The sequence below is a fragment of the Streptomyces sp. NPDC040610 genome (genome assembly GCF_055594065.1).
The window spans coordinates 170,592-185,615 of sequence record NZ_JBVIXA010000010.1; the positions used below are offsets into that span (position 1 = coordinate 170,592).

At 70.4% G+C, this 15,024-nt stretch carries 9 protein-coding genes; 8 read left to right on the forward strand and 1 reads right to left on the reverse strand.

The window, feature by feature from the left end; translation table 11 throughout:
• Positions 1-6 precede the first annotated feature (6 nt).
• Entirely contained in the window at positions 7-2,220 is a 2,214-nt protein-coding gene (gene katG, locus ACZ6AA_RS30185) for a catalase/peroxidase HPI (RefSeq protein ID WP_468456924.1), read from the reverse strand.
• 255 nt (positions 2,221-2,475) lie between these two features.
• Here katG and ACZ6AA_RS30190 point away from each other — a divergent pair, with 255 nt between their 5' ends.
• The 8 genes from ACZ6AA_RS30190 to ACZ6AA_RS30225 all read left to right on the forward strand — a co-directional run bounded on the left by ACZ6AA_RS30190 (position 2,476) and on the right by ACZ6AA_RS30225 (position 15,014).
• Complete coding sequence (locus ACZ6AA_RS30190; RefSeq protein WP_468456926.1) at positions 2,476-2,886, forward strand: Fur family transcriptional regulator; 411 nt, start codon at positions 2,476-2,478, stop codon at positions 2,884-2,886.
• 204 nt (positions 2,887-3,090) lie between these two features.
• Positions 3,091-3,291: a DUF6229 family protein gene (locus tag ACZ6AA_RS30195; RefSeq protein ID WP_468456928.1), complete on the forward strand. Its 201-nt coding sequence runs from the start codon at positions 3,091-3,093 to the stop codon at positions 3,289-3,291.
• A gap of 130 nt (positions 3,292-3,421) precedes the next feature.
• On the forward strand, positions 3,422-6,310 hold the full coding sequence (locus ACZ6AA_RS30200) for a type 2 lanthipeptide synthetase LanM family protein (protein WP_471461151.1): 2,889 nt from the start codon (positions 3,422-3,424) through the stop codon (positions 6,308-6,310).
• 231 nt (positions 6,311-6,541) lie between these two features.
• Positions 6,542-7,696, forward strand: coding sequence for an ATP-grasp domain-containing protein (locus ACZ6AA_RS30205; RefSeq protein ID WP_471461154.1), 1,155 nt, complete (start codon positions 6,542-6,544; stop codon positions 7,694-7,696).
• Between the two features lie 67 nt (positions 7,697-7,763).
• Entirely contained in the window at positions 7,764-8,924 is a 1,161-nt protein-coding gene (locus tag ACZ6AA_RS30210; RefSeq protein WP_471461158.1) for an ATP-grasp domain-containing protein, read from the forward strand.
• A 321-nt stretch (positions 8,925-9,245) separates the two neighbouring features.
• Positions 9,246-12,023, forward strand: coding sequence for an alpha/beta fold hydrolase (locus ACZ6AA_RS30215; protein WP_471461161.1), 2,778 nt, complete (start codon positions 9,246-9,248; stop codon positions 12,021-12,023).
• 2 nt (positions 12,024-12,025) lie between these two features.
• A complete protein-coding gene (locus ACZ6AA_RS30220; RefSeq protein WP_468456935.1) occupies positions 12,026-12,982 on the forward strand; it encodes an NAD-dependent epimerase/dehydratase family protein in 957 nt (318 codons plus the stop codon).
• 1 nt (position 12,983) lies between these two features.
• On the forward strand, positions 12,984-15,014 hold the full coding sequence (locus ACZ6AA_RS30225) for an aminotransferase class I/II-fold pyridoxal phosphate-dependent enzyme (protein ID WP_471461166.1): 2,031 nt from the start codon (positions 12,984-12,986) through the stop codon (positions 15,012-15,014).
• Positions 15,015-15,024: the final 10 nt, after the last annotated feature.

Here is a 15,024-nt window from a genome sequence, read left to right on the forward strand (position 1 = left end):
GAATTCTCAGGCGAGGTCGAACCGGTCGAGGTCCATGACCTTGCCCCACGCGGCGGCGAAGTCGCGTACGAACTTCTCCTTCGCGTCGTCGCTCGCGTAGACCTCCGCCAGCGCGCGCAGCTCGGAGTTCGAGCCGAAGACCAGGTCGGCACGGGTGCCGGTCCACTTGACCGCGCCGCTCGCGTCGCGGGCCTCGAACTCGTCCTGCGCCGAGGACGTCGACTTCCACTCCGTGCCCAGGTCCAGCAGGTTGACGAAGAAGTCGTTGGTCAGCGTGCCCGGCTTGTCGGTGAGGACGCCGTGCTTGGACTGCCCGTGGTTGGCCCCGAGGACGCGCAGGCCGCCGACGAGGACGGTCATCTCGGGGGCGCTCAGCGTCAGCAGGTTCGCCTTGTCGAGCAGCAGGTACTCGGCCTGGAGGCGGTTGCCCTTGCCGGTGTAGTTGCGGAAGCCGTCGGCGGCGGGCTCCAGGGCGTCGAACGACTCGACGTCCGTCTGCTCCTGGGTGGCGTCGACACGGCCCGGCGAGAACGGCACCTGGACCTCGACGCCGCCGTCCTTGGCCGCCTTCTCGACGGCCGCGGTGCCCGCGAGGACGATCAGGTCGGCCAGCGAGACCTGCTTGCCGCCCGCGGAGTCGAAGGCCTCCTTCACGCCTTCGAGGGTGCGCAGCACCTGGGCGAGCTCGTCCGGGTTGTTGACCTCCCAGGTGCGCTGCGGCTCCAGGGCGATGCGGGCACCGTTGGCGCCGCCGCGCTTGTCGCTGCCGCGGAAGGACGAGGCCGCGGCCCAGGCGGTGGAGACGAGCTGGGAGACGGTGAGGCCGGAGCCGAGCACCCGCTCCTTGAGGTTCGCGATGTCCGCGGCGTCGAGGACCTCACCGGTACGCGCGGGCAGCGGGTCCTGCCACAGCAGCTCCTCGGCGGGGACCTCCGGGCCGAGGTAGCGGACGACCGGGCCCATGTCACGGTGCGTCAGCTTGTACCAGGCGCGGGCGAAGGCGTCCGCGAACTCCTCCGGGTTCTCGTAGAAGCGGCGCGAGATCGGCTCGTAGATCGGGTCGAAGCGCAGCGAGAGGTCCGTGGTGAGCATCGTCGGCAGGTGCTTCTTCGACGCGTCGAAGGCGTCAGGGATGATCGCCTCGGCGTTCTTCGCCACCCACTGGTTCGCACCGGCCGGGCTCTGGGTGAGCTCGTACTCGTACTCGAAGAGGTTCGTGAAGAACCCGTTGCCCCACTGGGTCGGCGTGGTGGTCCAGGTGACCTCGAGACCACTGGTGATGGCGTCCTTGCCGACACCCGTGTTGTACGTGCTCTTCCAGCCGAGGCCCAGCTGCTCCATCGGGGCGGCCTCGGGGTCGTCGCCGACGTTGTCCGCGGGACCGGCGCCGTGGGTCTTGCCGAAGGTGTGGCCACCCGCGATGAGGGCGACGGTCTCCTCGTCGTTCATCGCCATGCGGCGGAACGTCTCGCGGATGTCGCGGGCCGCGGCGATCGGGTCCGGGTTGCCGTTGGGGCCCTCGGGGTTGACGTAGATGAGGCCCATCTGGACCGCGCCGAGCGGGCTCTCCAGCTCGCGGTCACCGGTGTAGCGGGCGTCGCCCAGCCACTCGGTCTCGGGGCCCCAGTAGACGTCCTCCTCCGGCTCCCACACGTCCTCGCGGCCGCCGGCGAAGCCGAAGGTCTTGAAGCCCATCGTCTCCAGGGCGACGTTGCCGGTGAGGACCATCAGGTCGGCCCAGGAGATGTTCTTGCCGTATTTCTTCTTGACCGGCCACAGCAGTCGGCGGGCCTTGTCGAGGCTGGCGTTGTCCGGCCAGCTGTTGAGCGGCGCGAACCGCTGCTGACCGGCACCGGCGCCGCCGCGGCCGTCGCTGACGCGGTACGTGCCCGCGCTGTGCCAGGCCATCCGGATCATGAGCGGGCCGTAGTTGCCGAAGTCGGCGGGCCACCAGTCCTGCGAGGTGGTGAGCACCTCGGCGATGTCCCGCTTGACGGCGGGCAGGTCGAGGGAGTTGAACGCCTCGGCGTAGTCGAACTCCTCGCCGAGCGGGTTGGCCACGGCGGGGTTCTTGGCGAGGATCTTCAGGTTCAGCCGGTCCGACCACCACTGGCGGTTGCCGCCGCCCTGCGTGGGGTGCGGTGCACGGTGGGCGACCGGGCAGCCTCCGCCCTCCTCGATCTTCGCGTCTGTGACGATTGCGTCCGGGTTCTCAGCCATGGGAAGCCTTTCGAACTGAGTGAATCGTGGTGCTGGAGGGCTGCGCGGGAGGAACGGTGACCGCCGGAACAAGGTCAGGCAGGGGGGCGAGGCCGACCGGAACGGACCGTCCCGCTCCCTTGGTCATCGTAGGAAACCGATCCTACGATGGACGCTGTCCAGGTCAAGAAGCTCAACTGATTCATATTGATTCAGAATCCGTACGGCTGCCGGTAAACTCGGCGTACGCCACCGAGCCTGAATGGGTGAACCGATATGAGCGACCTGCTGGAGCGACTGCGAGGGCGTGGCTGGCGGGTGACCTCCCAGCGGCGTGTCGTCGCGGAGGTCCTCGACGGCGACCACGTGCACCTGACGGCCGACGAGGTGCACGCCCGCGCGGCGCACCTGCTGCCGGAGATCTCCCGGGCGACGGTCTACAACACCCTGGGCGAGATGGTCTCCCTCGGCGAGGTCATGGAGGTCTCCACCGACGGCCGCGCCAAGCGGTACGACCCCAACGCCCACCACCCGCACCAGCACCTGGTGTGCTCCAACTGCGGCGCCATCCGCGACGTCCACCCGAGCGGCGACCCCCTCGCCGACCTGCCGCAGGACCAGCGCTTCGGCTTCACGGTGTCGCAGGTCGAGGTCACCTACCGCGGGCTGTGCCCCACCTGTTCCTAGCTCCCCGCCGTTTCTGGAGCCCCGCTGTTCCTGGATCTCCGCCACCCGGCCGGGCGTGTCCGGCCGGGGCGCCTCACGGACCGTGATCCGTCGCGGGAACGCCACCGCACTGTGGCCGGAATTGTCGTCTGACGAGGGTTCAATTCCGGCTGATACTCAGGGCTGGGCGATCCGTCCCGCATTCCCCACGTCCGGAGGCCGCTGATGCACCAGTCCAGTGTTCCGACCACCGCCGTGCTCACCGCCTGGCTGTCGGGTGCCGAGAGCGCGTACGGCCAGGCGAACCCCGCCGGGCCGCTGTACGTCGGCGGCACCGCCGCCGAGGCCGCGCTCACCGACCCGAGCGACTCCCTCTACGGCTTCTGTTCCAGCCCGAGCGGCTCGCACGGCAGTTGGTGCTGCTGACCGACACACGGGCGTGGGGGACCGCGTGTGACGTCGCGTGCCCGGGCGTGTCGCGCGGTTCCTCGCGCCCTGCGGACGTCGTGGTGGACGTGACGGTCGTGGCGGTCGTCGGACAGGGGGACGGTGGACGGTGAGCGGATCGGCGGCGGGGCAGGGACCTGAGCAGCGGTACGAGGAGCAGCGGCACGAGGCGGACTGGTTCGCCCAGCCGGTACGCGCCATCGCCCGCCCCTGGCACGACGAACTGGCCCGGCGCCTCGCCGCCGTGGACGGGCTAGGACGCGCCGAACGGGACGTGATCCTCGAAGCCGGGCACACCTCTCTGCTGCGGTCCTTGCACGCCAAGCTGTCCCGCCTGTTCCTGATCGAACTGCACGCGCTGCGCCTGACGGCGGCCGGCGGACGAGCCGGTGAGGGCGCCGGGGCCGGGTCCGACACGGAGACCTGGGCCGCGTTCATCGAGCAGGCCTGCCAGGGGGGTTACGTCGACCGGCTCGCCGAGCGCTACCCGACCCTCGGCGCGCGGATCGCGGCGGTGGCACGGCTCTCCGTGGCCGCGACGGCGGGCTTCGCCGAACGGCTCGGCGCCGACCGCGCGTTGCTGCGGCCTCTCCTGGGCGCGCCCGCGGGGGAGTTACAGGCCCTCGCGTTCGGCGCGGGCGACAGCCACCGGGGCGGTCTGACCGTCAGCCGGGCTGATTTCGCCGCCGGAAGCGTCATGTACAAGCCGCGGCCGTCCGGGACCGATGTCGCCCTGGGCGCCCTCCTGGACGAGCTGTTCGCGGACTTCCCCGACGCCCCGCCGCCGGACCGCCGCATCCGGGTGCCGCGCACCCTGGCACGCGAGGGCTACGGCTGGGCCGAGTTCGTCCACCACCGCTACTGCGCCGACGACGCCGAACTCGCCGCGTTCTACCGGAACGTCGGCCACTGGCTGGCGGTACTGCGCTTCACCGGCGGCACCGACATGCACGCCGAGAACATGATCGCCGCGGGCCCGGTGCCGGTGATCGTGGACGGCGAGACGCTGTTCGACGCGCCCGCCCCGTTCCCGCCCAGCGGCCAGGGCCAGGCGGTCGACGTGGCCGCGGCCGCGATCCGCCGCACCGTCCTGCGCACCGGACTGCTGCCCGTGCGCGGCACCGGCTTCGCGCTCGCGGGCGTGGACATCTCCGGCGTCGGGGCACTGCCCGGCCAGCAGCCGCTGATCCCGAACCCGGTGATCGCCGACGGCGGCACCGCGGCGGCCCGCTTCGAGGTGGACCTGGTGGCGATGCCCACCGCGGGCAACCACCCCAGCCCCACGCCCGTACTGAGCACGTACTGGGACCGGATCCTGGCCGGATTCCGGGAGATGACCGCGCGCCTGCACCACCCCGGCACCGACCCGCACCGGCTGCTGCGCCGGTTCGAGGGCACCCGGGCGCGGCGCATCCTGCGGCCCACGCAGGCCTACGTCGACATCGGCCGGATGCTCTGGCACCCCGCCTCGCTGCACGACGAGACGGCGGCCGTCGAGCGGGCCCGGGACATCCTGCGCCGCAACGCCGAGGTGCTGCCCGGCGCGCCGACGGACCGCGCGGCCATCGACGCCGAGATCGCCGACCTGCTGGTCGGGGACGTACCGATGTTCGCCTTCACCGTGGACACGGCCGCGGTCGGGGCCACCGTCGAGGACTGGCGCGGCGCCGATCTGGCGCTGGAGGAGTCGGTGATCCAGGACGCGCTGGTGGGCGCGTACCTCAACGAGCGTTCGCTGCCCGCCCGGGTGCAGGCGGCCGCCCATGAGCCGCACGCCCGGGACCGGGAGCGGCGCCGCAGGGAGCTGGCCGCGCAGATGGTGCGGCGGCTGTGCGACGGGGCGGTGTGCGGCGAGGACGGCACGGTCACCTGGATCAGCCCGGTGTTCACGCCCGCGGGATGGTCGATCAGGGTGCTGCCCGCCGACCTCTACACCGGGCAGGGCGGGGTGGCGTTGACGCTCGCGGAGTACGTGAGCGAGGTGCGGGCGGGGCGGGCGGATCCGGTGCCGGGTGTCGCCGAGACGTTCGAGGGGGCGCTGCGGGTCCTGGTCGGTACGGAGGACCGGACGGCCACGCCGTCGGCGGGGGCGTTCAGCGGGGCGGCGTCGCAGGTGTGGACGTGGCTGGCGCTGCACCGGGTCCTCGGGGACGACTGGCTCCTGGAGCGGGCCGCGGCGCGGGCCGAACTGCTCGCTCCGGCAGGGCGGTTGGTCGAGGACGACATCGAGGTGGACCTGCTGAACGGGGCCGCGGGAGCGGTCGTGCCGCTGCTCAACCTGGCCGCGGCGACGGGGCAGGACCGGTGGCTGGCCGCCGCCGCGCACGTCGGCCGCCGTCTGGAGGGCCTGGCCACGGTCGAGGGGAGCGGCGCGCGCTGGACGACGCGGCTCAACCCCGAGGGCATCGGCGGCTTCGCCCATGGCGCCACCGGCATCGGCTGGGCGCTGACCAGGCTGGCCCTCAGCGACGCGGGCACGGCGGGGGACCGGGGTGGCTGGCGTCGGCTGGGCGAGCGGGCCTTCGCGTTCCAGGAGTCCCTGTACCGGCCCGCGGACGGCAACTGGCTCGATGTGCGCGTCGGTGCCGAGGAGGACTTCTTCACCAGTTGGTGCCACGGCAGCGCGGGAATCGGCGTCGGCATGCTCGATCTGCACCGGCGCACGGGTGATCCGGTGCATCTGGACATGGTCCGTCGTGCCGCTCGTGCCTGTGCGGCGGAGGGCTTCGGCTGGAGCCACACCCTGTGCCACGGTGACCTCGGACTCTGGGAATTCCTCACGTCCGTGGACTTCGGCAACACGTCCGACGTGGACTTCGGCACCGCTTCAGACCTCGACGGTGAAATCCTCACCGGCCTCGAACAGCGCGGTCCGGTCGGCGGTTTGGCGCGTGAGGCGTTCTCGCCGAGCCTCATGTCGGGTCTTTCGGGCGTCTTGCACACACTGCTGCGGATGCACCATGGGGCGGCACTGCCGAACCCTCTTCTCCTTGACTGAGCCCACGGTTTCGGGGGCCTTCTAGGGAAAGATTTGACTTGTGATCCATGTCACATCTCGCCCGTGAAAGATCTTGGTCCGGGATATCCACACAGCTGTTTGGTTGTGGCACGATGCCAACGGATTGCCCATGGCCCAAGTAACCGATTGCGAAGCTTTCGACGTAGGTCTTGTCTTGCTGAGAACGACTTGTTGATGGTGTTGGCTGGACGTAATTCGGGGGATGCAAGAGTGCCATCTGTCATTGTTGTTGGATATCGTGATGACCTTGACCGCGCCGTGCGGAGTCGAGGATTGGATCCCTACTACATCGTGCAGGCGCCGTTGAGCCCGCCGCCAGGGCGAAGGTTCACGAGCGTCGCCGACATGGAGAACGCTCAGGAATTGCTGAGAGCGGTGCTCTCCGCGCACATCGGTGATGTGGTGGGCGTGCTGAGTGTGCATGAGATGGGTGTGTTCGGGGCGGCCTATCTGCGGCAGCAGCTGAATCTTCCCGGGAACAAGGACTCCAAGGCGACCCTGTATTTCCGGGACAAGTACCTGCAGAAGAGCGGGCTTCCGGACGACGTCAGGCGCGCCCGGTGCCGGTACGTCACACAAGGAACTTCGTTCGCCGACCTCGTCGGCGAGTTGGGTGACGTCCTCGTCGTCAAACCCGCGACCGGAGCGGGTTCTCTGCGTACGGAAATCGTGCGCACACCGGACGAATACGCGCGAGCCCTGCAGGAGTTGCCGAGCCAGTCGGATGTGGGCGTGGTCGCCGAGTCCTTCATCGACGCCCCGGAAGTCTATATGGACGGCATCTGGGAGGGCGGCGAGCTTCGCTGGTCGTCCATGAGCAGCAATCACATCGCGCCGCTCAGCGCCGTGAAGGGAGGCGTCCTCGCCGCGCACATCCTCGACAGGAGACGGCGGCCGGAGCTGTTCCGGCAGGCGGAGACACTCGCCAGGCGCGTACTCACCACTCTGGGCGCACCGGATTGCGTCTTCCACATGGAAACGTTCGTCGAAGAGTCGGGGCTGACCCTCGGCGAATGCGCCATCCGGCTCCCCGGGGCACTGTCTCCGAACGTCAACAAATTGACGTTCGGCGTCGACCTCTTCGACGCCGAGATCAGCCTTGCGCTCGGGGAGCGGATCACTCAGGAGCTGGACGGCGGAACACCGGATCGCTTCTACGGCTACATCCTCCTGCGCCGCTCCCAGGCCCTGACCCAGGAGGACTTCGAGCGCGCCTTCACCTTCGACGAGATCGACTACCCCTCGTCGCCGGACGCCCCGCTCGGCCCGTACGGCCGCGTCGGGCAGGCCGTCGTGTCCGACGAGGACGAGCTGCAACTGCAGAAAACGATCGAGGACATCGTGCGTTTCAACGAGCTCGGCTGAGCCCGGACGTTCCGTCAGGCTCGGTCGGCACAAGCATCGCGGCAGGCTGCATTCGGGGGAGACGAGAATGCCGACAATGATCGTCATCGGGTACCGGGAGGATCTGGACCGGGCGCTGCGCCGCCGGGGCCTGGATCCCCTCTACATCGTGCAGGCCCCGGCGAGCCCGCCGCCGGGGCGCAGGTGGACGCGGGTCGCCGACATGGAGAACGTCCAGGAAGTCCTGCGGGCCGTGCTCGCCGCGCGCGTCGACGATGTGGCGGGTGCGCTGAGCGTGCACGAGATGGGTGTGTTCGGGGCGGCCTATCTGCGGCAGCAGCTGAACCTTCCCGGCAACAAGGACTCGAAGACGGCTCTCTATTTCCGGGACAAGTATCTGCAGAAGAGCAAACTGCCGCCGCAGATCAAGCGGGCCCGCTGCCGGTATGTCACCCGGGACACCTCCCACGCGGACCTCGTCAGTGATCTGGGGGACACCTTCGTCATCAAACCGGCGACCGGCGCCGGTTCCGTGCGGACGAATATCGTGCGTTCCCCGGAGGAGTTCGCGCGCGCCGTGGACGTTCTTCCGGGACAGTCGGACGTGCAGATCGTCGCCGAGTCCTTCATCGACGCGCCGGAAGTCTATATGGACGGCATCTGGAGCGACGGTGATCTCCTGTGGTCGTCGATGACCCGCTATCACCTCTCACCACTGAGTGCGGCACACGGCGCCGTGCTTGCCGCACACATCCTCGACAAGAGACGGCGCACGGCGCTGTTCCGGCGGACGGAGGAAATCGCCCGACAGACGCTCTCCCACCTGGGTGCGCCCGACTGCGTCTTCCACTTGGAAGTGTTCGTGGAGGAATCCGGGCTGACCTTCGGCGAGTGCGCTGTCCGACTGCCGGGGGCGCTTTCTCCGGACGTCAACAAATTGACATTCGGGGTCGATCTCTTCGACGCCGAGATCAGCCTCGCGCTCGGAGAGCGCATAGAGCTCCCGCTGAGGGAAAGTGCGCCCGAGCGTCTCCACGGATACCTCCTGCTGCGCCGCCCCGACGGAAACACCTTGACCCAAGAGGACTTCGAGCGCCGTTTCGCCTTCGACGAGATCCAGTACTCGTCGTCGCCCGACACTCCGCTCGGTCCTTACGGCTGCGTCGGACGGGCGATCGTATCCGACCCGGACGAGCTGAAGCTGCAGAAGAAGATCGAGGACATCGTGCGATTCAATGAGCTCGGCTGAACAATGAGCCCCGCCGAAAGCACCTCACGGCCGCCCGCTCGACGCGCCCGCAATACCATGCGCGCCCCTGTGCGCCGACTGACATCAGCTGTCGGCCCCCGATTATCCGTGTACGTCATGACGCCCTGAGACCGTGACGCACCACAAGCGGTAATCCGGGCGGTACAGACGCCCTTTCCGAGATACCGGAGCACGAGGACGCCCGGGCACGCGGCAGCGGCCCCGCCTCTCCTCGTACGGCTTCGCCATCCCTGAAACACCCCATCGAGATGGAAATCCAGGGCCGTTTTCCGACCCTTCTGATCGGAGGTCTCCGCCCCCATGCCGGAACACATATCCGCCTCGACGCTTCCGCGACTCCTGGAGAGCGCGGCACGTGACACCACCCGAGGCATCACCTTCATCGGCGGCTCGTTCCTCTCCTACGCCGAACTGCGCGACAGCGCCCGCCGGATCACCCGAGGGCTGCGCGGCCAGGGCGCCACCCCGGGAGACCGCGTCCTGATCGCCGCCAACGACCCCGAGTCCTTCTTCCGCGCCTTCTGGGGCTGCGTCCTCGGCGGCCTCGTACCGTGCCCGGTCGCGCCGCCCGCCGACCCCTCCCGGTGGCAGACACAACTGGAGCACCTGCGCGCCCTGTTGGACGACCCGCTGGTCGTCGCCTCCAAGGCCACCCACGGAGACCTGCCCGACATCGGCCTGCGGACCGTGACGGTGGAGGAATTGAGCCACGCCGCACCCGACCCCGCCGACACCCACACACCCGATCCCGCCGACCTCACCCTCCTCATGCTGACCTCCGGGTCCACCGGATCCAGCAAGGCCGTCCGGCTCACCCACGCCAACCTCCTCACCGCACAGGCGGGCAAGGCCGGAGCCCTCGACCTCGGCCCCGCCGACACCTCGTTGAACTGGATCTCCACCGACCACATCGCCGCCATCGAGGCCCACCTGCTGCCGATGTTCAACGGCGCCGACCAGGTCATGGCCACCCCCGCGACGGTCCTCGCGGACCCGGTGGAGTTCCTCAGGCTGCTCGCGGCGCACCGGGTGCGCGTGACCTTCACCCCGAACTTCCTGTTCGGGCAGATCAACCAGGCCCTCGCCCAACGGCCGCCCGCGCGGGACGAGGTGGACCTGTCGCACGTGCGGCACATCATCTCCGGCGGCGAGGCCACCGTCACCGGGACCGTGCGGGACTTCCTGGCCGCACTGGCCCCGTACGGGCTGCGCCAGGACGTCGTCGTGCCCGCGTTCGGGATGACCGAGACATGCGCGGGCAGCGTGTTCAACCGCGACTTCGCCGCCCGCGACCTGCGGACCGAGTTCCCGCCGCTGGGACGGCCGGTACGAGGCCTGCGCATCCGGATCACCGACGGCGAGGGGCACGTCCTCGCCTCCACCGACGAGCCGGGGCGGGCCGACGCGGGCGAGGTGCAGCTGCGCGGCCCGATGGTCACCGACGGGTACTTCGGCAACGACGAAGCCACCGCGCAGGCCTTCACGGCCGACGGCTGGTTCCGCACCGGAGACCTGGGATCCCTGGACTCCGACGGCCGGCTCACGCTGGTCGGGCGGACCAAGGACTCCATCATCGTCAACGGCGTCAACTACTACAGCCACGACCTGGAAGCGGCCCTCGACGAACTGGACGACGTGCGGCGGGGACAGGTCGCGGCCTTTCCGATCCGGCCCGACGGCGCCGACTCCGAACACCTCGCCGTCGCGTTCGTCCCGGCGGGCGACACAGCCGACGACACGGCGGTGTACCGGGCGCTCGTCGCGATCCGCAGCTCCACGGTGATGCACTGGGGATTCCGGCCCCAGCTCATCCTCCCCGTCACCGAGGAGCAGATACCCCGCAGCAACCTCGGGAAGATCCAACGCACCCGGCTGCGCACGGCCGTCGAAGCGGGCGGCCTCGACCGGGCGGCCCGCCGGGCGGCCGAGGTGAGCACCCGGTTCCTCGGCGCCCACGTGGCACCCGAAGGAGCCGCCGAGACCGCGCTGGCCGACATCTACGCCCGCGTCCTGAACGTCGAGGCGGTGCCGGTCACCGCCAGCTTCTTCGACCTGGGCGGCACCTCCCTGGACGTGCTGCGGCTCAAGCTGGAGATCCAGACCGGGTTCGGCATCGACGACGTACCGATGGCGACCCTCCTGCAGGCCCCGACCGTACGAGCCCTGGCCGGACGCCTCACCGGCGGACGGAGCGCCGACGGAGACGCCGCCTACGACCCGCTGGTGCCGCTGCAGGTCACCGGGGACGGCACGCCGTTGTTCTGCGTGCACCCCGGCCTGGGGGAGGTGCTCGTGTTCGTGAACCTCGCCAAGTACTTCACCGGCGAGCGGCCCTTCTACGCGCTGCGGGCCCGCGGGTTCGGGCAGGGCGAGAGCCACTTCGCCTCGTTCGACGAGATGGTGTCCACGTACGTCGACGCGATGCGGCGGACCCAGCCCAGCGGGCCCTACGCCGTCGCGGGCTACTCCTACGGCGCGGCCGTCGCCTTCGAGATGGCCAAGCGGCTGGAGGCCGAAGGCGACGAGGTCAAGTTCGTCGGCGTCTTCAACCTGCCGCCGAGCATCTCCGGCCGCATGAACGAGATCACCTTCACCGACGGCGCCATCAACCTCGCCCTGTTCCTCGAACTCATCGGCCCCGCCGACGTCGAAGCCCTCACCACCAGGCTCCGCGGCCTCCCCGACGCCGACCAGCTCGCGTACCTCATCGACCAGGCCCCGCCGCGCCGCCTCACCGAACTCGACCTCACCGTCGAGCGGTTCAGCGCCTGGGTGAACCTCGCCCAGAGCATGGTGCACCTCGGCCGCACCTACGAACCCTCCGGGTCGGTCGCACGGACGCAGGTCTTCTACTGCACCCCGCTGCGCGGCACCAAGGAGGAATGGCTGAACAACCAGCTCCGCCACTGGGACGACTTCACCCGCACCGCCAACCGGTACATCGAAGTCGACGGCGAGCACTACACCCTCATGAGCCCGCAGCACGTACAGACCTTCCAGGCGACCCTGCGGCGCGAACTGGGCCGGGCGCTCGCGGGACCGACCGACACGACCGCCGACACGACCAGGAGCCACTGACCATGCAAGGCAAGAAGATCCTCATCACGGGCGGCACCGGCCAGGTCGCGCGGCCCGTCGCCGAAGCCCTCGCCGCCGACAACGAAGTGTGGTGCCTGGGCCGCTTCGGCGACCTGACCGCCCGCAAGGCCCTGGAGGAACAGGGCGCCCACACCTACACCTGGGACATGGCCGACGGCGACCTGGAGGACCTGCCGCGCGACTTCACCCACGTCCTGCACTCGGCGGTGCACCGCGGCGACAAGGCCGACTTCGAGGCGACCGCGCGCATCAACGCGGTCGGCACGGCGCGCCTCATGACGCACTGCGCCACCGCGGACGCGTTCCTGTACGTGTCGTCCGGCGTCGTCTACCACCGCGCCGACCGCACCCACCGCTACCGGGAGGGCGACCCCCTCGGCGGCACGGCGCCCTGGCTGCCGACCTACCCCATCGCCAAGCTCTCCGCCGAAGGAGTCGTGCGGGGCCTGGCCGAAGCACTCGCGCTGCCCTCGGTGATCGCCCGGCTCAACATCGCCTACGGCCCGTACGGCCACGGCGGCGTCCCCATGATCCTCTTCAACGAGATGCGCCGGGGCGAGTCGTGCGCCGTGCCGCGCGAGGGCCAGAACTACTGCAACCTCCTGCACACCGACGACGTCGTCCGGCAGGTACCCCTGCTGTGGGAGGCGGCGCGGACACCCGCGCAGGTCGTGAACTGGGGCGGCGACGAGGAGGTCGGCGTCACCGACCTGCTGGAGTACATGTCCGCGCTCACCGGCGTGCCCGTGCGCCTCGAGCGGGGCGACTACAGCCGCGAGACCGCGATCTTCGACCACAGCACCCGCCGCGGCCTGATCGGCGACTGCTCGGTCGCCTGGAAGACCGGCATCGCCCGCACCCTGGCGGAACTGTTCGAGGAGTACCAGGAACGCATCGGGGAGTACTTCGACACCCGCCTCGACAGCGAACGGAGCTAGCATGCGCAGGCCCTCAGATCTCGACGCGCTCCAGCAGGTCCTCCGCGCCGCCCTCGGCTCCGCCGAACCCGTGGTCCCCCTGGCCCGACTCGGCCAGGACGCCCGGGCGTTCGGCGCCCTCGACCCCGCGGTGCTCGCACGTCCCACCCTCATCGGCGGCGGATACCTGTACAGCCCGACCAGCCCCGTCCCGGCCCCGCACGCCCTCGCGGAGCTGGTCCGCCGTGCGGAGGCGCTGGACGTGCGCCAGATCCTCGTGCCCGGCGTGCGCCGCAGCGACGACACCCGCGCACTGCGGGCCGCGGGCCTCGCGCCGGTCCCCGCCGACCCCGAGTGCGTCGTGCGGCTGACGGGGGAGGTGGACGACGTGCTGCGCACCCGCGTCGGCGCCGACCGGCTCCGCGATGTCCGGCGCCGCCACCACGCGGTGTCCCAGGACACCACGTGGGAGCGGATCGGGCTGCGCGACCTCGACGGGAAGCCGTGGGCGCGCGCGGCCTTCGCGGACCTCCACCGGCGCCAGGCGGAGCGGAGGCAACAGGCGGAGCACGGGCAGCAGGTGGACCACGGGCCTCAGGCGGCGGACCAGCCTCAGGACGACGGCCGCCACCACCCGTACAACGCCGACGCCCTCGACGCCCTCGCCCGCGGCGCGCTAGCCGACCGCACCGAGATGTTCGTACGCCGCCGCGACGACACCGTCGTCCAGGTCGGGCTGACGACGACGTCCCACAACGGCCGGGGCGTCTACTGCCTCACGCAGGCCATCGACCACGAGGACGCCGCCGTACGCGACGACCTGTACGAGGCCACCCTGTACCAGCTGTACGCCGACGCCCGGACCTCCGGCCTGGAGTGGGTGCACCTCGGCCGGGGGGACGCCGAGCGCATGCGGTGCCTCGGGGCCGACCTGTTCGTCCCCCTCGACCACTGGCTGCGCGCCCCGGAGGTGACGGCCCCTGAGGCCGGGCCTGAAGAACCGGAACTCTCGCGGTTCACGGCACCGCCCGTCACGACGGTGCCGGTCCCGGGCCCGGCCCGCTTCCGCCACCAGCCGCGGTTCGACACGGTCGACCTGACGAGCAACACCAACCCGTTCCTCGGACCCGAGAGCCAGTACCCCCACCTCGACACGGCGGAGCTGGCCCACACCTACCTGAGCACCATCGCGGCGCTGCCCGGCCACGAGGGCGTCGACGCCCTCAGCACCGACCATGTGCTGTTCACCAGCGGGGCGGTCGACGGCGTCATGCTGCTCCTCGCGGCGCTGGCCTCGCCGGGCGAGAGCGTCTGCGTCACGCCCCCGACGTTCCCGCTGTACACCCACTTCGCCCGCGTCCTGCGCCTGCCGCTCGTGGAGGTGCCGCTGCGCGGCGACGACCTCTGCGAGCTCGACACCGAGCGGATCCTCGCCGCGGACCCACGGGTCACCATCCTGTGCGATCCCAACAACCCCGTGGGGACCAGGCTCGACCCGGAGCAGGTGCACGCCCTCGTCACGGGCACCAGCGGCGTCGTGGTCATCGACGAGGCGTACGTGGAGTTCAGCGAGAACCCCTCGTACGCCGCCCTGGTCGCCCGGCACGACAACCTCATCGTGCTCCGCACCCTCTCCAAGGCCTGGGGCCTGGCCGGGGCGCGCTGCGGGGTCGCGCTCGCGCGGCCCGGCGTCATCGAGGCCCTGCGACGGCTCCAGGTGCCCTTCGGGTTCACCGACGCCTCGCAGCGCGCCGTGCGGGACCGGCTCACGAACGCGGGCCCGGCGCTGGCCGCCATCAAGCTCATCCGCGCCGAGCGGGAGCGGCTTGCGGCGGCCCTCGCCGATCACCCCGCGGTGGACCGGGTGTTCCCCTCGCAGACCAACTTCCTGCTGGTCCGCCTCCACAAGCACGACCTGGTGATGGAGCGGTTGCGCGACGCGGGCATCGCCGTCGCCGACACGGGCCACGTCATCCCCGCCACGTGCCGTGTCTCCATCGGCAACCAGCGCGCGAACGACGCCTTCCTGGAAGCCCTGTCCTTCGCCCTGTGAGCCAGCCTCA

Bases quoted from the DNA above. Each gene is read 5' to 3' on its own strand.
- ACZ6AA_RS30195 (WP_468456928.1), top strand. From the start codon at position 3,091: ATGCACCAGTCCAGTGTTCCGACCACCGCCGTGCTCACCGCCTGGCTG.
- ACZ6AA_RS30220 (WP_468456935.1), top strand. From the start codon at position 12,026: ATGCAAGGCAAGAAGATCCTCATCACGGGCGGCACCGGCCAGGTCGCG.
- ACZ6AA_RS30225 (WP_471461166.1), top strand. From the start codon at position 12,984: ATGCGCAGGCCCTCAGATCTCGACGCGCTCCAGCAGGTCCTCCGCGCC.
- ACZ6AA_RS30210 (WP_471461158.1), top strand. From the start codon at position 7,764: ATGCCGACAATGATCGTCATCGGGTACCGGGAGGATCTGGACCGGGCG.
- katG (WP_468456924.1), bottom strand. From the start codon at position 2,220: ATGGCTGAGAACCCGGACGCAATCGTCACAGACGCGAAGATCGAGGAG.
- ACZ6AA_RS30190 (WP_468456926.1), top strand. From the start codon at position 2,476: ATGAGCGACCTGCTGGAGCGACTGCGAGGGCGTGGCTGGCGGGTGACC.
- ACZ6AA_RS30215 (WP_471461161.1), top strand. From the start codon at position 9,246: ATGCCGGAACACATATCCGCCTCGACGCTTCCGCGACTCCTGGAGAGC.